Below are 23,758 nucleotides of genomic sequence, written 5' to 3'. Positions count from 1 at the left end.
GGCTGGTGTTGCGCGCGTCCAGCTACGACGCCGCCGAGGACCGCGCCGGGTGTGCGAGCTGCTCGACCGCGGCGTGCAGACCCTGCTGGTCGCGCCGAGCACGAGCGGCCGCGCGGGCGTCGAACTGTTGCGCTGGCTGGGCGCGCAGACCGTGCCGGTCGTGCTGGTCGAACGGCTTCCTCCGCCAGAGCTGCCCACGATCGCGTTGGACGCGGCGGTGACCGACCACGCGATCGGCGCCGGGCTCGCCGTCCGGCACCTGGCCACGCTCGGCCACCGCCGCATAGGACTGGTCACCTCCAGGCAGAGCCCGCACAGCGACGCCATCCGGACAGGCTGGACGACGGCAGTGTCGTCGCTGGAGCTGCCGTTCAACGGCGTTCCTGTGCTCGACGTGCCGCCCTACGGCTCTCCACAGTGGACACGCGCGGTCGACGAGATGCTCGACGAGTGCCTGGCCGCCTCCGTCCATGCCGTGCTGGTGCACGCCGACCGCGAGGCGATCGGACTGCTCGAACGCGCGCGCGACAGGGGAATCCGCGTGCCGGAGGACCTCGCCGTGGTGTCGTACGACGACGAGGTTGCCGCGGCGTCCGACCCGCCGCTCACGGCCGTGCGACCGCAGAAACACCGGCTGGGAGCGCTTGCCGCGCAACTCGCGCTCGCCCGGCTGGCGGATCCGCTGGACCGGCCGGTGCACCGGGTGGTGCTGTGGCCGACGCTGACGGTGCGGGAGTCCTGTGGAACCGCGTTGAGCCGGACTTGACCGCAGCGGACATCCGGCGTCATCGAGCCGTCAAAGGCTCACAGGACGGTCAGTTCGTAGACCGTCTCCTGGCGGTAGGTCTGACCGGGACGCAACACCGTGCTGGGGAAGTCCTGGCGGTTGGGGGAGTCGGGAAAGCCCTGTGCCTCCAGCGCGAAGCCCGCACCGCGGCGGTACGGATGGCCGCTCGTGCCGATCAGCGCGTCGGAGAGGAAGTTGCCGGAGTAGAACTGCAGCCCCGGCTCGGTGGTCTGCACCGTGAGGATCCGGCCGGAACCCAGGTGGTGCGCCCGAGCCGCGAAGGTGAGCGAGCCTGCCTCGTCGAGCACCCAGTTGTGGTCGTACCCGTGCGCGATGCTCAGTTGCGCGTCCGGGGTGTCGATGCGGGCACCGATCGGGGTGGGCTCGCGGAAGTCGAACGGCGTGCCGCCGACCGGTGCCGGCGGGCCCGCCGGGATCAGGGTGTCGTCGACGGGAAGGAACGATCCGGCGCGGATCGTCAGCAGGTGGTCGAGGACGTCGCCAGACCCCTCCCCGGCGAGGTTCCAGTAGGTGTGGTTGGTCAGGTTCAGCACCGTCGGGGCGTCGGTCTCCGCGCGGTAGCTGATGCTCAGCCGGTTCCGCACGTCCAGCCGGTAACGTCACGGCGACGGTGACCCGGCCGGGAAAGCCCTGGTCGCCGTCCGGGCTGACGTGGCGTCAGCCGCAGGCCGGCGCCGTCGTCGTCGGTGAACGGGATCGCCTGCCAGACGTGCGTGTCGAAGCCCGCCGCGCCGCCGTGCAGGCTGTTGCCGTTCTCGTTGGCGGAAACGCGGTGCACCTCGCCGTCGAGGGTGAACTCCGCGCCGGCGATCCGGTTGGCGTAGCGGCCGATCAGCGCGCCGAAGAACACCCGGCCGGCGTCCGGCTGGTTGTTCGCCACGTAGCCGTCCAGCGTCGGGAACCCGAGCACGACGTTCTTCATCTCGCCGTCGCGGCCGGGTGCCTCGAGCGACTGGATCACGCCGCCGAGGTCGAGCACCCTGACGGTGATCCCGCTGGGGTTGGCCAGCACGTACCGGTCGACGTCCGTGTCGCCGATCTTGCCGAAATGCTCGCGGCTGACGGTGGGCGTCGCGGTGTCGGAACGCTGCATCGGCGCGACCTCTCGTCGTCGTTCATGGGTACGACGAGTGATGTTAGCGCTAACACTCCGACGGTGGTCAGCCTCCGATCTCGAACGTTGGGACGAGGGCCCTGTCGAACCCGACGCGGCGGCGCGGTCCGGTGAGCGTGAAGGGCGCGGTGGCGTGGACGTCCTCGCTCGACCGGCCGACGCGGAGCTCGACGACGCCGGGATCGACCTGGCGGTGGCCGGCCCGGCCGGTGTAGGAGGTGAGGTCGGCGTGCAGGACCGCGGTGACGCTGCGGGTCTGGCCCGGTGCGAGGTCGACCTTCACCGCGCCGATCAGCTGCTGCACCGGCCGCGCGACCTCGGCCACCGGGTCGTGCAGGTAGATCTGGACGACCTCGGTCGTGGTGATCTCCGTGTCGTTGCGCAAAGTAGTGACCACGCGGCAGGTTCCGTCGGTCGGCCACTCGCCGGTGCCCGCGTCCACGGACACCCACGTGGCGGGTGCGTAGGACAGGCCGTGGCCGAACGGGAACAGCGGCGTCGGGTCCACGCTGCTGACGTCGCTGCGATGGCCGAGCGCGGCAGAGAGGTAGGTCGACGGCTGGCTGGAACCGGCACCGGGAAAGCTCACCGGCAGCCTGCCGGACGGGTTGACCCGTCCACTGAGGACGTCCGCGAGCGCGGCGGCGCCTTCCTCGCCGGGGTAGAAACCGCACACCACGGCGGCGAGCCGGTCGATCTGCCTGGACAGCTCGTACGGCCGGCCGGACAGCAGCACAAGTACGACCGGGGTGCCCGTCGCAAGCAGCGCCTCCAGCAGTTCCTCCTGCCTGCCCGGCAACCTGAGGTCGGCGGAGTCGCAGCCCTCGCCGGACGTGCCGCCGCCGAACAGGCCCGCCTGGTCGCCCGAGCACGGCGACGCAGACCTCCGACCGCCGGGCGGTCTCGACGGCCTCGTGGATCTCCGCGTCGGTGCCGCCGAGAACGGGGCAGCCCAACGCGAACTCGACGTCGTGCTCCGCCCGCAACGCGTCCAGCACCGTGGGCACCTCGATGCCCATCGGCACCTCCGGGTGGTGCACGCCGACGTGCAGCGGGAACGAGTAGCAGCCCAGCATGGCGCCGGGTTCGTTCGCCCGCGGACCCACGACCGCGAGCCGGCGCCTGCCGGTCAACGGCAGCGCGCCGTCGTTGTTGCGCAGCAACACGATCGACCGTTCGGCGAGCCGGCGCGCCAGTGCGCGGGACTCGGGGTCGTCGAGATCGGTGTCCCCGTCGGGCTCGGCGGAGAAGTCGGGGTCGAGCAGCCCGAGCTCGCACTTCTGGCGCAGCACGCGTTCCAGCGCCCGGTCGACCAGGGCCACGTCGACCTGGCCGGAGTCGAGTCCTGCCAGCAGCGGGTCGCCATAACAGTCCACAGTGGGCAGTTCGACGTCGATGCCGGCGGCCAGTGCCTGAGCGGCGGCGTCCTCGCGGCCGGCGGCGACCCCGTGCAGCCTGTGCAGGAACACCACCGCGAAGTAGTCGGCGACGACGGTGCCGGTGAAGCCGTAGTCACCGCGCAGCAGGTCGGTCAGCATCGTGGGATCGGCTGCGACGGGCACGCCGTCGTTGCCGGTGTAGGAGTTCATCACCGACCGCGCGCCCGCGCGCAGCGCCATCTCGAACGGAGGCAGCATCACGTCGGCCATCTCGCGCGGACCGATGGACACCGGTGCCATGTTGCGCCCCGCCCGTGAGGCCGAGTAGCCCGCGAAGTGCTTCAGCGTCGACACCACGCCCGCTGACTCGAGGCCCTCGATGTACGCGGCGCCGATCGTTCCGACGAGATGGGGATCCTCTCCGATGGTCTCCTCGACCCGGCCCCATCGCAAGTCCCGCGCCACGTCGAGGACGGGAGCGAGACCCTGGTGCACGCCGAGCCCGCGCATCGAGCGGCCCATGCGTTCGGTCATGCGCCGCACCAGATCCGGCTCGAAGCTCGCGCCCCAGCACAGCGGGGACGGGTACACCGTCGCCTGCCACGCGGCCAGCCCGGTGAGGCACTCCTCGTGCACCATCGCGGGAATGCCGAACCGGCTGCGCGAGATGATCTGCCGCTGGGTGCGGGCGAGGCTGTGCGCGCCCACCTCCGGCGCGATCGGGCGGGTGCCGAAGACACGGGTGAGCTGACCGATGCCGTGCCGGGTCAGCTCGTCGAAGTCCGGTGGCTCGACGATGAGGTCGTGCTGATGCGGCGCCACCTCGCCGCCGGAGTCGATGCCGACCCAGACACCCTGCAGCTGCGCGATCTTCTCGTGCAGGGTCATCCGCGCCATGAGGTCGCGCACGCGGTCGGCGTGGGCGACGCGCGGGTCGCGCCAGAGCTCGCCCGAGGTGGTGGCTTCGGTCGTCACGGGAACCGCCCGTCTCGTGGTGGGGTCAGGATTGCACTGCGCGGGTCGAACGCCGGACGATCAGCTCGGTGCCGAGCGTGACGTGCGTTTCATCCGGGGTCTCGCCGTTGATGAGCCGTACCAGCAACGTGATCGCGCGGTGGCCCATCTCGCGGATCGGCTGCTCGACCGTGGTCAGTGGTGGTGCGCAGAGCGCGGACTCGGGGATGTTGTCGAAGCCCACCACCGACAGGTCGTCCGGCACTTGCAGACCGAGGCCGACAGCGGTCTCGATCGTCGCGATGGCGGTGATGTCGTTGGCGGCGAACACGGCCGTCGGCCGGTCAGGTCCGCTCAGCAGTTCCCGCGCCGATCCGGCGGCCACGTCGTGGTCGTAGTCGCGCGGCGGATCAGGTTCTCGTCCACCGGCACGCCCGCTGCGACCAGCGCGCGACGGTAGCCGGTTTCTCGTTGCTGGGCCGACTTCAGGTCCTCGCGTCCGGTGAGCAGAGCGATCCGGCGATGGCCGAGCGCGAGCAGGTGCTCGGTCGCGAGCCGTCCGCCGTGCAGGTTGTCGGAGTCGACGGTGGGCAGCGCCGCGCGCCCGGTGTGCGGGTCGACCGCGACGACGGGGGTGCCGGGGAGGCCTTCGAGGTCGACCGCGGGCGTGACCAGCACGGCGCCGTCGACCAGGGTGCCGCTCAGGCGAGTCAGGTAGCGCTGCTCCCAGCCTTGTGGATCACCGGTGCGCCCACCGGCCGAGTACACGACGAGCTCGAAACCGGTGCCGCGAAGAGCGTCCGCCGCGCCCTTGAGCAGTTCGGTGCTGAACGGCTCGATGTCGGCGACCAGGATCCCGATGACGTTCGTGCGGTGGTTGCGCAGGCTCTGCGCGACGAGGCTCGCCTCGTACCCCAGCTCCTTGATCACGGCCTGCACCCGCGCGAACGTGTCGGCGGAGACGCCGTAGCGCTGGTTGAGGACCTTGGAGACGGTGGCGACCGAGACGCCGGCCTGAGCGGCGACGTCACGGATGGTGACGCGAGAGCGAGGAGGCACGGGCTCAGGCTAGCCGTGTAAAACGTTATCGACAACGATTGACACGACGAGACAGACGCGGAATTCTCACTAGCCGTCGCGCATCGTCACGCCCCGTCCAACTCGGCCGACGTCGTCAGGAGTGGACCAAATGCGTTCTGTGCAAAAGTTGTCCGTCGCCCTCGCAGCCACAGCGACGCTCCTGCTCGCCGCGTGCAGCGGCTCGGGGGGCGACGCCTCAGCCAACGGTCCGGTCACGCTCACCTGGTGGCACAACCGGACCACTGAACCGATGAAGTCGATCTGGCAGGGAATCGCCGACGACTTCCACAAGAGTCACCCGGACGTCTCGTTCACGATCGAGCCGATCCAGAACGAGCAGTTCCAGACCAAGGTGCCGCTCGCGTTGCAGGGCAACACGCCGCCGGACATCTTCCAGCAGTGGGGCGGTGGCTCGCTCAACTCGCAGCTCAGCTCCGGCAAGCTCGCCGACATCACGCAGGCGTCGTCGAGCTGGATCGGCCCGCTCGGCCAGTCCGCGCAGGGCTGGCAGGTCAAGGGCAAGCAGTACGGCGTGCCGTACCAGATGCACGCCGTCGGGTTCTGGTACCGCAAGGACCTGTTCTCCCAGGCAGGCGTCACCAGCCCTCCGTCCACATTGGACGAGCTGAACGCGGCGGTGGCCAAGCTGAAGGCCGCGAACCTGGTGCCCATCGCGGTCGGCGGCAAGGACCGCTGGCCGGACGCGTTCTACTTCAACTACTTCGCGATCCGCCAATGTTCGGTCGACGCGCTGAAGAAGGCCGTCGAGAAGACCGAGCTCACGGACCCGTGCTTCACCAAGGCGGGGGAGAACCTCAAGGCGTTCCTGGACACCAAGCCGTTCCAGGAGGGGTTCGTCGGCACTCCTGCCCAGCAGGGCGCCGGCAGCTCGGCCGGCATGCTCGCGACCGGCAAGGCCGCCATGGAGCTGCAGGGCGACTGGAACCCGGACGTGATGCAGTCGCTCTCCGAGGACAAGCAACTGGACTCGAAGATCGGCTGGTTCCCGTTCCCCTCGGTGCCGGGCGGACAGGGCGACCCGAAGGCGGTTCTCGGCGGCGGTGACGGCTTCTCCTGCACCTCGCGTGCCGCCAAGGCGTGCGCGGACTTCCTCGGCTATCTCGTCGGCGAGGAAGTCCAGAAGAAGCTCGCCGCCACCGGATCCGGTCTGCCCGTGCACCCGGCCGCGGTGGCGTCGCTGAAGACCGAGACGCACAAGCAGATCGCGGAATACACGGCGAAGACACCGCACCTGCAGTTCTATCTCGACATCGCCATGCCGACCAACGTCGGTCAGGCGCTCAACGACGCGATCGCGAACTTCTTCGCAGGACAGGGCGGTCCGGACACCATCGTGCAGTCGGTGACCAAGGCAGCCGCCGGGAACAAATGATGAGCACCGCGACCAGGTCGCGGCCGTTGACCGCCCCCAGTCCGCACGCGCCAGCGGCTGGGGGCGCCCGGCGGCGGTCCCGCACCCGAACCCGTCTCGAGCTCACGTTCCTGCTGGCACCGGCCCTGGTGCTGTTCGTGGGGTTCGTGCTGGTCCCGATCGCCGTGGCGGCGTACTACAGCCTGTACTCGTGGAACGGCTTCGGCCCGCTGACGGACTTCGTCGGCCTGGACAACTACGTCGACGCCCTCTCCGGAGACGTGTTCCAGAGCGCCATCGGGCACAACCTGATCATCGTGGCGCTCACGATCATCGTGCAGCTTCCGCTGAGCATCGGCCTCGCGCTGTTGCTCAACAGGAAACTGCGCGGCCGGACGTTCCTGCGGATGGTGGTCTTCGCGCCGTACGTGCTGTCCGAGGCCGTCACCGCGGTGATCTGGCTGCTGATCCTGCAGCCGGGCGGCTTCGTCGACGAGGTGCTGCGCGGCGTGGGCCTGGGCTGGTTCGTGCGGCAGTGGCTGGCAGATCCGAAGATCGTGCTCTACACGCTGTTCGTCGTGATCACCTGGAAGTACATCGGGTTCGGCGTGATCCTGCTGCTCGCGGGGCTCCAGGGTGTCCCGGCCGAGCTGCGGGAGGCCGCCGCACTCGACGGCGCCGGCCCGTGGCAGGCGACCCGGCACGTCGTCCTTCCGTTGCTGGGACCGACGATCCGGGTGTGGATCTTCCTGGCGGTGATCGGGTCGCTGCAGCTGTTCGACCTCGTCTGGATCATGACGCTCGGCGGACCTGCCAACGCGTCCACGACCATGGTGACCTACCTGACCGACCACGGCTTCAAGCGCTACGAGTTCGGGTTCGGCAGCGCGGTCGCGGTGATCCTCTTCATCATCTGCTTCACGTTCGCGTTGCTGTACCAGCGATTCGCGTTGCGCCGCGACACCGACGGCGCGCTGACCAGGGCGGTGAACTGAGATGTCACGTCGTAACACCGTCGGCTACCTCGCCGCGTTCGCCGTCGTGGGCGTCACGGTCGTGCCGCTGCTGTTCGTGCTGCTGGGCGGGTTCCGCACGACGGCCCAGATCAACTCCTCACCCGCGGGGCTGCCCAGCCCGTGGGTGTGGGACAACTATCGCGAGGTGCTCACGTCGCCGGTGTTCTGGCGGCTGCTCGGCAACAGCGCCCTGATCGCGGTGATCGCGACGACGCTCGCGGTGGCGCTCGGCTCGATGGCGGCGTTCGCGTTGTCCCGCTACGCCTTCCGGGGCAGGGAGGCGTTCTACACGCTGTTCACGCTCGGCCTGCTGTTCCCGCTGGGCGTGGCGGCGCTGCCGCTGTACCTGTGGCTGCGCCAGCTCGGAATGCTGGAGAACCCGCTCGGCGTCGCGATTCCCGAGGCGGCGTTCTCGCTGCCGATCACGATCGTGATCCTGCGCCCGTTCATGCACGCGATTCCCGGCGAGCTGGAGGACGCCGCTCTGCTCGACGGCGCGGCCAAGCTCGGCTTCTTCTGGCGCATCCTGTTGCCGCTCTCACGACCGGCGCTGATGACCGTGTCGGTGCTGGCGTTCGTCAGCAGCTGGAACTTCTTCCTGTTGCCGTTGCTCGTGTTCAACGACTCCACCAACTTCACGCTGCCGCTCGGCGTCGCGATGTTCCAGTCGGAGCATTCGGAGGACACCGCGAAGGTGCTCGCCTTCACCGCGTTGTCCATGATTCCCGCGCTCACGTTCTTCGTGCTCGCCGAACGCCGCATGGTCGGTGGTCTCACCGGTTCGGTCAAGGGCTGAACCCGCTCCCCGAGGAGTAGTTCGACGATGATCTCACCCCTCGCCAGACGAAACTTCCTGCAGTTGCTGGCCGCGCTGACGGCCGTGGGCGCGACAGGGACGACAGCCACAGCGGCCGAGCGCGTGTCGAGCCAGGGCGGTTCCGGCCGATTTCCCCTGGTGTCCAAGGGAAAGGCGACCACGATCGTGGTCAGCGCCTCCGATCATCCCGGAGTGGTCCGGGTGGCAGGTGACCTGCAGGCCGACATCGAGCGGGTCACCGGGATCAAGCCCGCCCTGGTTCTCGACACCGTCCCGGCTCAGGGCGAGGTGGTGCTGATCGGCTCACTCGGCCGCAGCCCGCTGGTGGACGACCTGGTGGCGTCGGGAAAGCTCGACGTCACCGGCATCGCGGGGAAGTGGGAGACCTCGCTGACACAGGTCGTGCGGACTCAGAAGGCGCGGGTTCTGGTGATCACCGGCAGCGACCCGCGCGGCACGATCTTCGGCGCCTACGACATCTCGCGGTCCATCGGCGTCTCACCGTGGTACTGGTGGGACGACGTGCCGCCAGAGCATCGCGACGAGCTGCACGTGGAGGCCGATCGGCACAGCCTCGGCACGCCGTTCGTCAAGTATCGCGGGATCTTCATCAACGACGAGAACCCGGCGCTGGGCACGTGGGCGCCCTGGTACTTCGGTTCCGGTCACGCACCCGGCTTCCCCAACGGCTTCAACCACCGGTTCTGGGAGAAGATCTTCGAGACCGTCCTGCGGCTGAAGGGAAACTACGTCTGGCCCGCCGTGTGGGGCCGCGCGTTCGCCGAGGACGACCCGCTCAACCACGCCACCGCCAAGCGCTACGGCATCGTCATGGGCACCTCGCACGAGGCACCGATGATGCGCGGCATCGAGGAGTGGAACCGCCACGCCGTGCCCGCGGAGCGTGATGCCGCAGGCAACATCGTCAAACCCGGCCACGACCCGTACGGCGGGACGGGGGAGTGGAGCTTCCGCCGCAACGCCGAGGCGATCACGGCCTACTGGACCGACGGCATCAAGCGCATGGTCGACGAGGACTTCGAGGGCGTCGTGACCGTCGGCATGCGCGGCAACGGCGACACCCGCCTGCCCGACGGCGACAGCATCGAGCTGATGCGGTCGATCCTGGCCGCCGAGCAGGACGTGCTGGCCCGCGTCACCGGTCGCGACCCGGCCTCCGTTCCGCAGGTGTGGACGCTCTACAAGGAGGTGATGCGGTACTGGGAGAAGGGCCTGCGCCCGCCGGACCACGTCACCGTCGTGTTCCCCGACGACAACTGGGGCAACCTGTGCAAGCTGCCGGACCGGTCATTGCCCCCTCATGCGGGCGGATACGGTCTCTACTACCACTTCGACTACGTCGGCGCGGGCCGCAACTACAAGTGGGTCGACACGTGCCCGATCGCCAACGTGTGGGAACAGCTGCACCAGGCCGCCGAGTACGGCGTCTCCCGGCTGTGGGTGGCCAACGTCGGCGACTTCAAGGGCAACGAGCTGCCGGCGCAGTTCTTCCTCGACTACGCCTGGAAGCCGTTCCCGCTGGAGCATCTGTCCACTTGGGAGCGCGAGCACGCCGAGCAGAACTTCGGCAGGCGCAACGCCTCGGCCATCGCCGGGGTGCTGAACACCTACGGCAGGCTCCAGTCGCGACGCAAGCCGGAGCTGCTCAACCGCAAGATCACCGGTGAGGGCACCTCGATCGTCTACGACGACAAGGCCACCCCGTTCAGCCTCGTGCACTACCGCGAGCTCGACCGCGTGACGCAGGAGTGGCGGAAGCTGGGCGAACGCGCGGAGCAGATCGCGGCGCGGCTTCCGGCGGCGTACCGGGACGCGTTCTTCGAGCTGGTGCTGTACCAGGTGAAGGCGACCGCGAACCTGTACGAGCTGCGGCACGCGGAGTTCACGAACATCTTCTACGCGGGGCAGGGTCGCGCCCTGGCCAACGATCTCGCCGCGACGACAGAGGCGCGGTTCGCCGACGACCTGGCGCTGGCCGAGCGGTTCAACACCGTCGTCGCGGGCGGCAAATGGCGTGGCTTTCAGACCCAGCCGCACATCGGCTACGGCGATGTCGAGCGCTACGGCCCGAACGCGCCCTGGCAGCAGCCGGAGAAGGACCACGTCGCGCTGCCGGACGAGATCTTCCCGCCGGTTCGGCGGATCACCGTGGCCGACGTCGCCGAGATGGGTGTGGCGATCGACGGTTCCGAGCTGTGGTGGCCGTCCTCCTCGGACACACCGGTGCTGCCGGAGTTCAGCCCGTTCCAGAGCCAGCCCGCGCAGTTCGTCGACGTCTTCAACCGCGGCCGCGCGCCGTTCGACTGCACGATTCGCGCAGATGTGCCCTGGCTGCGCCTGCGGCCGGGCTCCGGCCGGGTCGAGAAGCAGCTTCGGGCGGAGATCGAGGTCGACTGGTCGCGTGCGCCGAAGGGCACTACGCGCGTGCCGATCGTGGTGTCCGGCGCGGGCCGCACGGTGACCGTGGAAGCCGTCGTGCGCAATCCCGATGTGCCGCGTGGGTGGCGTCAGGGGTTCATGGAGGCCAACGGTTACGTGTCGATGGAGGCCGAGCACCACAGCGCGAACGTCGAGGTGGGCGGCGTCAAGTGGCGGCGCATCGACGGCATCGGCCGCACCGGGGCGGGCATGAAACCGTTCCCCGTCACGGCCGCGAGCCAGGAACCCGGTCGCGGTCCGCGGCTGGAGTACCGGATGACGCTGCTCACCCCTGGGGAAGTGACGGTGTGGGCACACCTCTCGCCTCGGGCCGGCGTGCTTCCCACGCCGGGACTGCGCTACGCCATCTCGTTCGACGACTCGGCACCTCAGGTCGTCGACGTCATCAAAGCGACGGGTGCCGACCACACGGGCATGAACCGGCAGTGGGAACGCATCACCTCCGACAACGTCAACCTCACCGCCACCCGGCACGTGATCGCGGCACCCGGCCCGCACGTGCTCAGGTTCTGGATGGTCGATCCGACCGTCGTGCTGCAGAAGCTGGTCGTGGACACCGGCGGTCTGCGACCGAGCTACCTCGGACCGCCGGAGAGCAAGCGGTTCTGACAACCTCTCAAGGAGCGACAATGATGTTGCGCTTATCCACCCGGCTCCTCGCGATTGCGGCGGCGGCGGCCGCAATCGCGGCGGGCCAGGCGGTTCCCGCGTCGGCAGCGGGACCGTTGAAGGACAAGACGAACAGGGTCGTGGGCAGCGCGGTGGCTGCCCAGAACCTCAACCAGGCCGACTTCCGGTCGGTGCTGACGCGCGAGTTCGACAACGTCACCCCCGAGAACGAGATGAAGTGGGCTGTCGTCGAACCCAACCGCAACCAGTTCAACTGGTCCGGTGCGGACGCGATCGTCAACTACGCCCAGCAGAACGGCAAGACCGTGCGCGGGCACACGCTGGTGTGGCACAGCCAGTACCCCGGCTGGCTGAACAACCTCGGTGGCAACGAGCTGCGCAGCGTGGTCCAGCAGCACATCAACACCGAGATGGGCCGCTACCGCGGCAAGATCCGCGCGTGGGACGTCGTCAACGAGATCTTCGAAGAGAACGGCTCACGCCGGCAGTCGATCTTCCAGCAGAGGCTCGGCGACAACTTCGTCGCCGACGCCTTCCGCGCGGCCCGCGCCGCCGACCCGTCGGCGAAGCTCTACATCAACGACTACAACACAGAAGGCATGAACGCCAAGAGCAACGCCATGTACAACCTCGTGCGTTCGCTCAAGCAACAGGGCGTGCCGATCGACGGCGTGGGCATCCAGACCCACCTGGCGACCCGGTACGGCTACCCGTCCGGCTTCCGGCAGAACATCGAGCGACTGGCCGCACTCGGCCTCGACGTCGCGATCACCGAGGCCGACGTGCGCATCCAGCTGCCCGTCGACCAGAACAAGCTGAACCAGCAGGCGACCATGTACAAGCAGATCTGGGACGACTGCCACGCCGTTGCCCGGTGCGTCGAGTTCACCGTGTGGGGTTTCACCGACCGCCACTCGTGGGTGCCCGGCACGTTCCCCGGTGAGGGCGCTGCCTGTCTCTTCGACTCCAACCTGAGGCCGAAACCGGCCTACAACAGGATCAACCCCTAACGGAAGTGTCCACTTGGCACAGTTGATGAACCCGGTCCTGCCCGGCTCACACCCCGATCCCTCGGTGTGCCGGGTGGGACCGGACCACTACCTCGTCACGTCCACCTTCGAGTACTTCCCCGGCCTGCCGATCTTCCACAGCAGGGACCTCGTGCACTGGCGGCTCCTCGGCCACGTGCTGGACCGGCCGTCCCAGTTGCCGTTGCAGGGCGTGCGGGCCTCCGGCGGCCTGTACGCGCCGACAATCCGTCACCACGACGGTGTTTTCTACGTGGTCTGCACGCTGGTCGGAGGGCAGCGGGAGAGCGGCAACTTCGTGGTCACCGCCACCGATCCGGCCGGCGAGTGGTCGGAGCCGCGGTGGCTGCCCGAGGCGGACGGGTTCGACCCGTCGCTGTTCTTCGACGACGACGGCCGCGCGTGGTGGACCGCCACCCGCGAGGTGCGGTCCCCCGGCCAGACCGAAGTGTGGCTGCGCGAGTTCGATCCCGTGCGGCTCAAACTGGTCGGTGAGGAGCACGTGCTGTGGCGCCGCGGCGCGATGCACAACGCGGTCTGGCTCGAAGCTCCGCATCTGTACAAAGTGGACGGTCGCTACGTCCTCCTGTGCGCAGAGGGCGGCACGGACTTCGAGCACTCCGTGGTTGTGGCGTTCTCCGACGAGGTCACCGGTCCGTACCGCGGCTCGCCGCTCAACCCCGTGCTGACCCACCGCCACCTCGGCCGCGACCACCCGATCGCGGCGACCGGGCACGCGGACCTGGTGTGCACGCAGAACGGCCAGTGGTACGCCGCGCTGCTTGCGACCAGGCCGTACGGCGGCTACTACTACAACCTCGGCCGGGAGACGTTCATCGTGCCGGTGTCGTGGGAGAACGGCGGGCCCGTGTTCAGTCCCGGCACCGGACGCGTCGAGACTTCGTATCCCGCTCCCGACCTGCCGGAGCATCCGTGGCCAGTGCCCGCGCAGACCGACGGCTTCGACTCGGCGAAACTCGATCCCGCGTGGCTGTCCCTGCGCACACCGGAGGAGCCGTTCTGGTCCCTGACCGAGCGGCCCGGTCACCTGCGGCTGCGCGTCCGCCCGGAGTCGATCACCGATCCGGTCACGCCGAGCCTCGTGGTGCGGCGGCAGCAACACCAGAACTTCCACGCGTCGTGCGTGCTGGAGTTCACACCGTCGAGCCGAGTGAGACCGCCGGCTTGGTGCTGCTGCAGAACAACGACCACCACGTCCGGTTGCTGCTCGGCGCCGGGCGTGAGATTACCCTGGTGCGGAGGGTCGGCGGACGTGACGAGCTGCTCGCGAAGACCCAGGTCGCGGACGGTCCGGTGCGGCTGGGGATAGAGGCGGCAGGACAGGACCACCAGGCGCTGGTCGCGGTGGGCTCCGAGGAGTGGAAGCCGCTGGGCGAACCGTTCGACGGCCGGGCGCTCAGCACCCCGGTCGCGGGCGGGTTCACCGGCGTCCACATCGGACTCTACGCGACCAGCGACGGCGTCCCGAGCGAGTCGTGGGCCGACTTCGACAGCTTCACCTACCGGGAGACACCTCCGTAGCGATCACCGCACGCTGACCGGAATGGCGGGCGAGTAGTGCAGCCTGCCGTGGGCGGCCACCCTGACCAGCGCCCACCAGTGCGCGCCGCGACGAGCGGTGGCCTCCGCCGTCGCCGTGACGGGCACCGTGATCCTTCCTTCCGGCGGGATCACGAACGGCTGGGTTCTCGGGCCGATCCGCACGTCGCCGCACCAGGTGCCGAACGGGCTGATCACCGTGACCTCGCCGCGAACCTCGCTCTGCGCCAGATTCGTCAGGGTCACGGGCAGCAGCGCGCTCTGACCGGGGGCGAGGTTCAGCGCGCCCGCTCTGAGCCACACCTCCACCAGCTCGCGGTCGGTGGTGGAACTGGACACCACGTCGACCGTGTCCTCCAGCACCTGGCCGAGGTGATCGCGCAGACGTGCGGCGTGGAGGTGGCGGCCGGGCAGGGCTCGCACGGTCGCGGTGAACTCGGTGAAGTCACCGGCGGCCAGGTCGTAGTCCCACGACTGGCCGTCGGTGAACTCGACGCGTCCCTTGGCCGGGGTACCGCTGCAGCTGACGGTGATCCGCACCGGCCTGGTGGCGCCGGGGGCAAGCCGGACGAACGAAGGATCGACGTGCACGGTCACCGGCAGGTTGCCGACGGGGGCGGGACCGGTGTTGTGCCGCCAATAGCGCGTGTAGATCGGCTGGACCGGCTCGGTGTGGGTGGCGGGGGCGGCGTTGGGAGGCGATGCCGCGGCTGGTTCGAGGCGCAACGTTGCGACGTCGCCGGCCGTCAGGTCGACCGTCGCGTCGCCGGAGCCGATGGTGAGCGCGGTGAGATCGCGCTCTTCCAGCAAGTCGGTGCGATGGGCCGCGGTGATCCCTCCGTACAAGGACAGCGAGGCGGTCACCGGCCTTCCCTCCGACTCGTACAGCCGCACCGCGATGTCCGAGCCGTGTTCGTCGGTGCAGGACGCGAGCGGGTTGCCGCGAACCTTGGCCGCTGTCAGCAGAACGTTGGGCGGTGACACGGCGAGCAGGCTCAGCTCGCGCGGCAGGTGTCCCTCGGTGGCGGGGGCCTGGCGGGCGTGGAGCGGGTGGTTGACGTCCTGGCCGATGCGGGCGAATCCCGCCTGGCGCCAGTCGCCGTTGCCGGCCACGAGACTCAGCTCGAACGTGTGGGACCAGTGCTGCCAGGCGAAGCTGGACCCGTCGGGCACCGTGCGGCGGTCGCCGTCGATCCACACCCCCGCCGGCCATCCGCTGCACGACCGCATCAGCGATACGTGCAGCGTGCCGTCCGGTGCCACCACGAATCCCGGCGTTCCGCGGTTGACGACCGCCACGGAGTAGTCGGCCACGGGGTCCGTCGTGCCGTCCGGCCCGGCCACCTCGACGCACGCGTCGGCGAGGTCGTCGATGAACGCGTCGATGTCGGTGACGATCAGCACCGGCAGGTCACGCGGCCCGCGCAGATCGGCGTCCGGTACCCACCGCTGTGCGCGGGCGTGTTCGGATGGCACGAACACCCGGCCCGTGGCGGCCAGTGTCTCGCGGTGTTCGTCCGGCGCGAGGTCCAGCACCTCAGCCGCGAACTCGTTGTGCCCCAGCACGATCCGCACGTCGGGAAGGTTGGAGTCCACGTCGAGGGAACCGTAGCGCGGCCCCTGCGGACGGGTGCAGGTCGCGGTGACGCCCTGGGCGGCCAGTGCGGCCAGCACCGCACGCCCGTCCGACTCGGTGGTCACCTCGGCGACGCCGATGGCGTGCAGAACACCGCCGGGCAGCCGCAGCCGGACGGTGGCGGAGAGACCGGCCCAGGTGTGCGCGGGGCTGTCCAGCGTCCACAAGTGTTCGGCGGCGTCGACGTCGGGGAAGCCGAACGACCGCCCCACCGCCGCGAAGCCGACCTCCGCGACGGGCAATGCACCGGGCAGGTCGAAGGCGAACCTGCTGCGCAGCAACCGGTCCTGGCCGATGGAACCGTCCACGAAGGACTGGATGTCGACGCGAGGCAGCCCGTGCCACAGCGTCACCTGCTGCTTGATGTGCAGATCCCCGAGGGTCGTGCGGCTGACGAGGCGTTCGCCGACCGGGCTCGTCTCGATGTGCACGTCGGCCGCGCCCGCCGTCGTGCCGGGACCCTTGGGCAGCAGGTGCCACGGCCCCTCACCCCACAGCGGGTGGCCGGGATGTTCCTCCTGCACCACGAACTCCGCCGCGAGACGGCCTGGGCGCACCAGTTCACGTGAGGCCCTGCGGTCGTACACGCTCGACAACGCGCCACCACCTGCGGGATCGGCCTTGACGATGAACGAGTCGGAGGCGATCGCGACGCCGCGCCGGGTCGTCCACCGCGGTGGGATCGTCTCGGCCTCGACCACCCGGTACACCCGGTAGCCCGTCGCAGGAACCTGCTGTGCCAGGAACGTCAGCGTCAGTTCGAGGACACCGCCCGGATGCCAGACGGCGGCCTCGGTCACCGACGCGACCGCGCGGCCGTCGGGATCGGAGATCCTGGCTCCCCGGAAACCGGGCAGGCGAACCGTCACGGTGGTGATCGCGTCACGGGCGAACGCCAGCGCGTTGACGACGATCACCGCCTCACCGGCACCGGTCGTGTCGGCGCGGGCAGCCAGGTGGTCGATCGCCCCTGTCAGCACCGAGCGGCCGAGCTCGTCGGCCTCACGCCACCCGGTGAGCAGGTCCAGGTACACCTGGTCGGACTCGGTACCGGTGATGGCGTCGTGGTGCGCGCCGTAGACCAGCTGGCGCCACGCCTTGTCCAGCGCTTCGGCCGGATAGGTCGCTCCCAGCAACGTCGTGAGCGCTGCCATCCGCTCGCCGTCGAGCACCGCCACCTCGGCGGCCCGCTGGGCCTGCTTGGTGTCGATGTAGGAGACGTCCTTGCCGGTGTAGACGGGGTTCATGTCCCTGGTCTGCGGGCTGAACGTGATCGAGCGCGCTGACGCGTCCGCGCGCACCGCGGCGAAGAAGTCGCGGGGAAGGCCCACGACGAAACGCGGCCAGACGTACCGGGCGTTCCACTCGCGGTGGATCTCGGTGCAGAAGCGCGACGGCACGTTGTGGTCGTGTCCCACCGGCAGCATGACGTTGCGGGTGGCCGCGACCTTGCGCAACGTGCTGAACTGCCGGTAGGCCTCCGCCATCGCTTCGTCCAAAGTGGACTTCCGCTCGATGTCCCACCCGGCGACGTAGTGGTCGGCCAGGTAGGCGGTGAGCACACCGCGGCCGCCCGGCGAGATCCACTCGAACTCGGACGGGAACTGCATCCTGGTGATGTCGCCGGTGTGCCGCTTGGCCCCGACGTGGTGCCACGGCCCGCGCGCCCACACGCTGGAGTCCAGCCCCGCGTCGGCCATCAGCCCTGGATAGGACGGGTCGTGCCCGAACACGTCGAGCATCCACGCCGTGCGCGGGTCGGCCCCCAGAACGTCGCGCTGGAAACCGACGCCGTAGACCGCGTTGCGGACGGTGGACTCGGGGTGGGTCAGGTTCGTGTTGGCCTCGTTGTAGTTGCCGCCGACGATCTCGATGCGGCCCTCGCGCAGGAACCGGCGCAGGTCGTGCCGGTCGCCGGGGAACACGTCCCAGTGCGGCTTGAGGTAGTCGACCTCGGCGAGCACGAACCGGTAGTCGTCGTCCTGCCGTGCGGCGTCGAGGTGGGCACGCACCAGGTCGAACGCGGACAGCTGGAACGGCATCCGCTTCGCCTGCGCCCCAGGCAGGTCGAGCCACGTCTCGGTGAAGCCGGCCTGGGTGTTCCACCACACCGGGTCGTAGTGGAAGTGCGAGACCATCCACATCGTCCACCCGGTCTCCCCGACGGTGACCGTGACGTCCTGGGCGTGTGGTGCCGATCCGCTGACCGGCGCGACGAGCACGGTCGCCGGGTAGGTCGTGCCCTCGGTGGTGGGCGCGGAGAACACCACGCCGACCTCGGCCACGACCTCACCCTCACCCGCCGCCACCCGCACCGGCTGTGGTGTGCGGACGAGCGGGCCGGAGATCCGCACCCACACCGGCTCTGGGCGGGATCCCGTGAGGGTGACCCGAACCAGCTGGCGCGGGGCGGAAACCGTCCCGACGAACAAATCCGTGCTCTCGACGACGACCTGGGTGTTACTTGGCACGGTGTTACTTGGCCCCGTTCAGCGCTGCCTCGGCGTCGCGGAAGTACTGCGCGACCGCGTCGGGAATGGACATCTTGCCGAACGCGACCTGCTTGGCGGCCGCGTCCAACGCCGTTTTCGCGTCGTTGTAACCGGGCGGTGCGGTCGGCGCGCTCGGCAGGCCGTCCTTCGCCACCTCGTCGGCGACGTACTGCGCGTAGGTCACGTCCCGCTTGTCCGACGCGGTGAGCGTTGGCGTCAGGGCGTCCAAAGCCTTGCCCGACGGCGGGATTCCGCGCGTCATGGCCATTGCCTTGATCGCGTCGACGTCGCTGACGAACAGGTCGATCAGCTTGGCCGCGGCCTCGGGGTTCTTGCTCTTGACCGGGACGCAGAGCAGCACTCCACCGCTGAGCGCCTGTCCGGTCTTGCCGTTGCTGCCGCGCGGCATCACCACGATGTCGAGCGTGTGCTGGGTCAGCGGCGCCATCTGCGCGAGTCCCCACCCGGTGGTCATCGCGATCTGGCCCGAGATCAACGGGTGGTTGCCCGTCGCGGAGTCGGTACCGGACAGCATCTCGGGCGGGCAGATCGCGCCGGCCTTGCGCAGCTTGTCCCACAGGGCGAACCACTCGGCCAGGTCGTCCTTGGTGAACGCCAGCTTGCCCTCGGTGTTGTAGAGGTCCTTGCCCCGCTGCCGCAGCCACGGCTGCAGCGCGCCGGAGTCGTCCTTGGACGCGTCCAGGGCGCCGTACTTGCCCTGCCCCATGGCCTTCGACAGCTCACCGGCGATGCGGCCGAAGTCGTCCCACGTCCAGGTGTCGGCCGGGACGGGGATCTTCGCCTGCTCGAAGATGGTCTTGTCGTAGAGCATCGGTGCGAAACCGGAGCCGGATGGCACGCCGTAGGTCTTGCCGTTCACCGCGCCCGCCGACCGCACCGCCGGGTAGAGCGTGTCCAGGTGGATCGTGCTGGGGATGAACGACGACAGGTCGGTCAGCACGCCCTTGGCCGCGTAGGTGCTCACCAGCGCCGTGTCCATCTGGAAGAGGTCAGGCGGGTTGCCGCCGGCGAACTCCGTGTTGAGCTTGTTGAAGTACCCGTCGTAGCCGGAGTACTGGGCGTCCACCTTGACGCCGGTCTTGTCGGTGAAGATCTTGAGCGCACTCTGGTACGCCTTGTTGCGCGCTTCGCCGCCCCACCAGCGGAACGTCAGCGAGTTGTTCGACGCGCCACCGCTGCTGGTCGGCGCGAAACCGCAGCCGGCGAGCGAGGCCGCGGCGATACCACCGGCCAGGCCGAAGAGGCCCCTCCTGGAAATGGACATGTGTTTCCCTTTCTTGGCGGTGAAAGGCCCTACTTGATGCCGGTGGTCGCGACGCCTTCGACGAGGCGGCGTTGCGAGATCAGGAAGACGGCGACGGTGGGCACGAGCGTGACCACGGACATCGCCAGCATTCCGCCGTAGCTGGACCCGCTCGCCCTGTCGACGAACGCGTTCAGGCCCAGCGGCGCGGTGTAGCGAGAGTGGTCGGACAGGTAGACCAGCTGACGCAGGAAGTCGTTGAACGTCCAGATGAACGTCAGGATCGTGGTGGTGAGCAACGCCGGCTTCAGCAGCGGCAGGATGACGCTGAAGAACACCCGCACGTGTCCCGCGCCGTCCAGTTCCGCCGCCTCGTCCAGCTCGCGCGGGATGCCGCGGATGAACTGCACCATCAGGAAGATGAAGAAGGCGTCGTAGGCGAGCAGGTACGGCACCACCAGCGGCAGGAACGTGTTGATCCAGTTCAGCTGGTAGAAGATCGCGTACTGGGGGATCAGGGTCGCCTGGAACGGCAGCATCATCGTGCCGAGCATCACCCCGAACCAGAACTTCCGGAACGCGAAGTCCAGGCGCGCGAAGGCATACGCCGCCACTGAGCAGGACGCCACGTTCGCGACCACCGTGACGAGCGAGACCGTCAGCGAGTTGCTCAGGTAGACGGTGAACGAGGTGCCCGTGGCCGTCCAGCCGTTCACGTAGTTGCCGATGGTGAAGGCGAGCGGCAGCGGGTTCATCGTGCTGAAGATCTGGTTCTCCGGCTTGAACGACGCGCCGACCAGCCACACCATCGGATAGATCATCGCCACCAGTACGACCAGCAGCACGGCGTGCGCGCGCCAGTGGCTGTTCTTCTTCTTAGTCTGCATAGTTCACCCACCGGCGTGCCGACCAGAAGTAGACGGCCGTGAAGAGCCCGATCACGGCGAACAACACCCACGCCATCGCGGAGGCGTAGCCCATCTGCATGCTGCCGAATCCCTTGAGGTACAGGTAAAGCGTGTAGAGCAGGGTCGAGTCGATCGGTCCGCCGAGGCCGTTGGAGATCACGTAGGCCGGCGTGAACGTCTGGAACGCGTTGATCGTCTCCAGCACGAGGTTGAAGAACACCATGGGGGACAGCAGCGGCAGCGTGATCTTGAAGAACACCGTGAACCGTCCGGCGCCGTCGATGGCGGCGGCCTCGTAGAGGTCCTGCGGCAGCTGCTTGAGCCCGGCCAGGAAGATCAGCATCGGCGTGCCGAACTGCCACGCGGACAGCACCACGAGCGTCCACATCGCGTAACGCGGGTCGCCGATCCAGTCCGCGCCCTGGACACCGAACAGCCCGAGGAACTGGTTGACCAGGCCGTCACGGGAGAAGATCTGCCGCCACATCACCGAGACCGCGACGCTCGCGCCCAGCAGTGACGGCAGGTAGAACGTCGCCCGGTAGAAGCCGAGCGCCTTCAGCCCGCGGTTGAGCGCTACGGCGACGAGCAACGCCGCGGCGAGCTTCAGCGGTACCGAGGTCACGACGTAGAGCAGCGTCACCTTGATGGACTGCAGGTACCGCTCGTCGGAGAACAACCGGACGTAGTTGTCCAAACCGGTCCACTGTGGAGCGGTGAGCAGGTTGAACTTCGTGAGCGACAGGTACAGCGAGTACACCATCGGGATGAGCGTGAAGGCGAACAGGCCGATCAGCCACGGCGCCAGGAAACCGTAGCCCGCGAGATTGTGCTTGTGTCGCTTCCGTTTGCGTCGTACCGGTGCCGCTGCCTCCTCCTGGACCGGAGGATCGAGCACGGCAACGCCGCTGTTCTCCGACATGTGTGCCACTCCTGGGACGTCATCGCTGGACCATGCGGCCGAGTTGCCGATGCCACGCACGGCGCAGTTCCAGTGGTCCGTCCCAGGGAGCTGGAAAGCGCTTTCCGGGACTGTAGGAACCCGTTGTCCGCCTGTCAAGAACAACTTCTGGAAACCTTGTTACCCAAGAGATCGGCTTGATTTGTGTCTTGACTCCGACCAGGTAAACAAGTTTACGTTTAAACCAACTAGGCGGGTCCCAGCCGCGTCGCACACGAGAACGAAGGGGAGGGAACGAACTCCGGCCACGCACGCCCATCTGCACTGACGATCTTGGGCGAGCGCCCCGCGAGGAGTACCGATGACCGCCGCCGCGGTGTATTTGCCGAGCCAGCACGCGAGCGTGCACGACCTGCCTGACGACGACGGACAGCTGCGGATGGTGCTCGCGAGAGCGGTCGACGCGGCGATCACACGTCAACGTCCGGACGGCAACCTCGAAGATCTCGCCGCTGTCGATGACATCGGTGACATGGCACTGGGCGTGGTGTCGTTGCTGTGCCTGGCCTGGCACCGCGGTGATCGGCGTGACGCCAAGCTGGTGGACGCTGCCCGGCGCGGCCTGGACTTCGTGCTGGCCGAACGGGTCTTCCGCACCGACAATCCGGGCGAGCTGTTCTTGCAGCTGCGTGACAGCGGCCTGCCGTACGCCCGCTACGTGCTCGAGGCGGGCGACCATCCCTTCGGCGACTGGCCGAGCACCGTGTGGGCGCTGCTGCACGCGGTCAACGTGCTCGAGCTGGGCCGCGAGGTGATCACCGAGGCTCAGTGGACGGCGCTCGCGGACGTGGCGACCGGCTTCTGGCGATGGCTGACCGAAGCCAGCATGTTCAACCCGCAGCAGACCGCGAACCAGGCGATCGGTGCCGTGGTGGCCGGTTTGACACTGGGGCGGCTGTTGTCCGAAACGTCCATCGTGGACGATGCGATGTTCCTGTACCACAGCGAGGTCAGGGCGAGGCGCGTCGTCGACCGCGGGTTCCGGCTGCCGGTGGAGCACGGCGCGGGGCACGACCAGAACTACCTCCCGATCTCGCTCACGTTCCTGGCCAGGGCCTACGAGGTGAGCGGAGAGCAGTGCTTCCTCGACGACGGCGACGAGATCGCCAGGCACCTGGAGGCCAGGCTGTCGGCTCGCGGCTTCGACTACGGCGGACCCCGCTACAGCGAGCAGCACTGCGGCTGTGAGGGCATGCTCGGCCTGCGGTTCTTCGGCGAGCGCATCCGGGCCGAGCTCGGCCGCTACCTCGGCGACCGGCGGGTGGCCTACTACTGCGCCACGACTCCCGGCCTGCCGAGCGGGCACTTCGCGTTCGCCACCGTGTGGTTCTTCCTCGACGACCGCCAGTGGTACCGCGAACCGGCCGAGACTCCTGTGCACACTCGCTACTCGCTGCGGCACGGGAACGTCTCCGTGTCGCTCACCGGGCAGCTGACCCCGTACCTGATCGATGCAGGCGCGACCACGGTGATCGAGTCGGTGATGGACCACCAGCACGGCATCGGGCCGGTGCTGCACCACAGCGACGGCAGAAGGATGCTGCTCACCCGCCCGCTCGGCCCTGCCCGCGTGCGTGACGCGACCGAAGGCGGGCTCGGTGCCAAGCTGGTGACCAAGGCGGTCGTGACCTGGGACCAGGTCATGCTCGCGGTGCAGCAGCTGTACGTCACCGACGGCGAACGCCTGTGCCTGATCGCGGTGCTCGACCGCGCCGCGCTGCCGGTCGGCGCGGAGCTGAGTTTCCTCGCCGGGCTTCCCTATGCGACCGCGGAAGGGTCGCGGCAACGTCGCATCAGGACGGTCGGTGAGCCCGGCGGTGACCCGTTCGACCTCGGTGAGTCCTGGCGGGCGCTCACCACCGGGGCACGCTGGTCGCCGGCGGGCTCGCGCTGAGCGCGGCCGGCGGCCTGCGGGTGGAGAACCCGCCGGACGGTCCCGCATACTTCAACAGCACGCGAACCGCGGACATGACCCAGGAGCAGCTGGCGTTCTGGCTCGGCGACGACCCGAGGGGCTACGGCAACCCGGATGCGGGCTGGCACCGCGTGGTCGCGACCAACCACGTGCTGGCCGATCCGATCGCCGACGCGCCGCGCGGACGGGCGGTCTTCGCCCTCTGCTACGGACCAGAGCCCGTGGCGTTCGAGGTGTCGGCCGACGAGGTCCAGGACGGCGTGCGGGTGCGCACACCGTTCTTCGCAGCACTGGTCGGTCATCCGGCAGGCGACGTGGGCGGCGAGCCGGTTCTGCGCATCGCCGCACCGTGAACTGTTAACGC

At 68.8% G+C, this 23,758-nt stretch carries 16 protein-coding genes and 2 pseudogenes; 9 read left to right on the top strand and 9 right to left on the bottom strand.

The features are described from left to right. Positions 1–766: substrate-binding domain-containing protein (locus tag FXN61_RS14700; protein ID WP_246291512.1), on the top strand; the 766-nt coding region annotated here is incomplete at its 5' end. A 38-nt stretch (positions 767–804) separates the two neighbouring features. Here FXN61_RS14700 and FXN61_RS54295 read toward each other — a convergent pair. From FXN61_RS54295 to FXN61_RS54280, 5 genes and pseudogenes are all read right to left on the bottom strand, one after another. After that, entirely contained in the window at positions 805–1,392 is a 588-nt protein-coding gene (locus FXN61_RS54295) for an aldose epimerase family protein (RefSeq protein WP_312877733.1), read from the bottom strand. Next, on the bottom strand, positions 1,377–1,901 hold the full coding sequence (locus FXN61_RS54290) for an aldose epimerase family protein (protein WP_281360458.1): 525 nt from the start codon (positions 1,899–1,901) through the stop codon (positions 1,377–1,379). Before FXN61_RS54290 ends, FXN61_RS54295 begins: the two co-directional genes overlap by 16 nt. A 67-nt stretch (positions 1,902–1,968) precedes the next feature. Further along, positions 1,969–4,276, bottom strand: a pseudogene (locus tag FXN61_RS14690) (beta-xylosidase/alpha-l-arabinosidase). 25 nt (positions 4,277–4,301) lie between these two features. Next, complete coding sequence (locus FXN61_RS54285) at positions 4,302–4,640, bottom strand: substrate-binding domain-containing protein (protein ID WP_312877732.1); 339 nt, start codon at positions 4,638–4,640, stop codon at positions 4,302–4,304. After that, positions 4,610–5,314, bottom strand: coding sequence for a LacI family DNA-binding transcriptional regulator (locus FXN61_RS54280; protein WP_312877731.1), 705 nt, complete (start codon positions 5,312–5,314; stop codon positions 4,610–4,612). Before FXN61_RS54280 ends, FXN61_RS54285 begins: the two co-directional genes overlap by 31 nt. 130 nt (positions 5,315–5,444) lie before the next feature. Between FXN61_RS54280 and FXN61_RS14680 the strand changes: the two genes are divergently transcribed. From FXN61_RS14680 to FXN61_RS14655, 6 genes and pseudogenes are all read left to right on the top strand, one after another. Continuing rightward, positions 5,445–6,728: an extracellular solute-binding protein gene (locus tag FXN61_RS14680; RefSeq protein WP_167974203.1), complete on the top strand. Its 1,284-nt coding sequence runs from the start codon at positions 5,445–5,447 to the stop codon at positions 6,726–6,728. A gap of 26 nt (positions 6,729–6,754) precedes the next feature. Continuing rightward, entirely contained in the window at positions 6,755–7,702 is a 948-nt protein-coding gene (locus tag FXN61_RS14675; protein ID WP_246291510.1) for a carbohydrate ABC transporter permease, read from the top strand. Between the two features lies 1 nt (position 7,703). Continuing rightward, positions 7,704–8,519, top strand: coding sequence for a carbohydrate ABC transporter permease (locus FXN61_RS14670; RefSeq protein WP_167974201.1), 816 nt, complete (start codon positions 7,704–7,706; stop codon positions 8,517–8,519). A 27-nt stretch (positions 8,520–8,546) separates the two neighbouring features. Beyond that, positions 8,547–11,609: a glycosyl hydrolase 115 family protein gene (locus FXN61_RS14665; protein WP_167974199.1), complete on the top strand. Its 3,063-nt coding sequence runs from the start codon at positions 8,547–8,549 to the stop codon at positions 11,607–11,609. Between the two features lie 20 nt (positions 11,610–11,629). Beyond that, complete coding sequence (locus FXN61_RS14660) at positions 11,630–12,640, top strand: glycoside hydrolase family 10 protein (RefSeq protein ID WP_246291509.1); 1,011 nt, start codon at positions 11,630–11,632, stop codon at positions 12,638–12,640. Positions 12,641–12,665: 25 nt separating this feature from the next. Then, positions 12,666–14,200: pseudogene (locus FXN61_RS14655) on the top strand (glycoside hydrolase family 43 protein). 3 nt (positions 14,201–14,203) lie between these two features. On the opposite strand, the gene FXN61_RS14650 reads toward FXN61_RS14655, so the two are convergent. The 4 genes from FXN61_RS14650 to FXN61_RS14635 are packed head-to-tail and all read right to left on the bottom strand — an operon-like array spanning position 14,204 to position 21,440. After that, on the bottom strand, positions 14,204–18,325 hold the full coding sequence (locus FXN61_RS14650) for a glycoside hydrolase family 38 N-terminal domain-containing protein (protein WP_167974197.1): 4,122 nt from the start codon (positions 18,323–18,325) through the stop codon (positions 14,204–14,206). 4 nt (positions 18,326–18,329) lie between these two features. Then, complete coding sequence (locus FXN61_RS14645) at positions 18,330–19,631, bottom strand: ABC transporter substrate-binding protein (protein ID WP_167974195.1); 1,302 nt, start codon at positions 19,629–19,631, stop codon at positions 18,330–18,332. A gap of 29 nt (positions 19,632–19,660) precedes the next feature. Further along, on the bottom strand, positions 19,661–20,497 hold the full coding sequence (locus FXN61_RS14640; protein ID WP_167974193.1) for a carbohydrate ABC transporter permease: 837 nt from the start codon (positions 20,495–20,497) through the stop codon (positions 19,661–19,663). Next, positions 20,487–21,440 carry a carbohydrate ABC transporter permease gene (locus FXN61_RS14635; protein ID WP_167974191.1) on the bottom strand — a complete coding sequence of 318 codons (954 nt, stop codon included), beginning with the start codon at positions 21,438–21,440 and terminating at the stop codon, positions 20,487–20,489. Before FXN61_RS14635 ends, FXN61_RS14640 begins: the two co-directional genes overlap by 11 nt. Positions 21,441–21,780: 340 nt before the next feature. Between FXN61_RS14635 and FXN61_RS14630 the strand changes: the two genes are divergently transcribed. Together FXN61_RS14630 and FXN61_RS50690 are read left to right on the top strand one after the other, a co-directional pair. Further along, positions 21,781–23,373 (top strand): hypothetical protein, encoded by a 1,593-nt coding sequence (locus FXN61_RS14630; protein ID WP_223165433.1) that lies wholly within the window; start codon positions 21,781–21,783, stop codon positions 23,371–23,373. A gap of 74 nt (positions 23,374–23,447) precedes the next feature. Next, positions 23,448–23,747 (top strand): hypothetical protein, encoded by a 300-nt coding sequence (locus FXN61_RS50690; RefSeq protein ID WP_223165432.1) that lies wholly within the window; start codon positions 23,448–23,450, stop codon positions 23,745–23,747. The last annotated feature ends 11 nt before the right edge of the window (positions 23,748–23,758 follow it).

Origin of the sequence: Lentzea indica (assembly GCF_012184385.1) — a bacterium.
In the GTDB taxonomy this organism is placed as follows: domain Bacteria; phylum Actinomycetota; class Actinomycetes; order Mycobacteriales; family Pseudonocardiaceae; genus Lentzea; species Lentzea indica.
The sequence above is the reverse complement of the archived record's forward strand: the minus strand, read 5'-3'. Positions and strand labels throughout refer to the sequence as shown.

Coding starts and splice junctions, on each gene's coding strand:
- FXN61_RS54290 (WP_281360458.1), bottom strand. CDS start 1,901: ATGCAGCGTTCCGACACCGCGACGCCCACCGTCAGCCGCGAGCATTTC.
- FXN61_RS14680 (WP_167974203.1), top strand. CDS start 5,445: ATGCGTTCTGTGCAAAAGTTGTCCGTCGCCCTCGCAGCCACAGCGACG.
- FXN61_RS14670 (WP_167974201.1), top strand. CDS start 7,704: ATGTCACGTCGTAACACCGTCGGCTACCTCGCCGCGTTCGCCGTCGTG.
- FXN61_RS14665 (WP_167974199.1), top strand. CDS start 8,547: ATGATCTCACCCCTCGCCAGACGAAACTTCCTGCAGTTGCTGGCCGCG.
- FXN61_RS14660 (WP_246291509.1), top strand. CDS start 11,630: ATGATGTTGCGCTTATCCACCCGGCTCCTCGCGATTGCGGCGGCGGCG.
- FXN61_RS14645 (WP_167974195.1), bottom strand. CDS start 19,631: ATGTCCATTTCCAGGAGGGGCCTCTTCGGCCTGGCCGGTGGTATCGCC.
- FXN61_RS14640 (WP_167974193.1), bottom strand. CDS start 20,497: ATGCAGACTAAGAAGAAGAACAGCCACTGGCGCGCGCACGCCGTGCTG.
- FXN61_RS14635 (WP_167974191.1), bottom strand. CDS start 21,440: ATGTCGGAGAACAGCGGCGTTGCCGTGCTCGATCCTCCGGTCCAGGAG.
- FXN61_RS14630 (WP_223165433.1), top strand. CDS start 21,781: ATGACCGCCGCCGCGGTGTATTTGCCGAGCCAGCACGCGAGCGTGCAC.
- FXN61_RS50690 (WP_223165432.1), top strand. CDS start 23,448: ATGACCCAGGAGCAGCTGGCGTTCTGGCTCGGCGACGACCCGAGGGGC.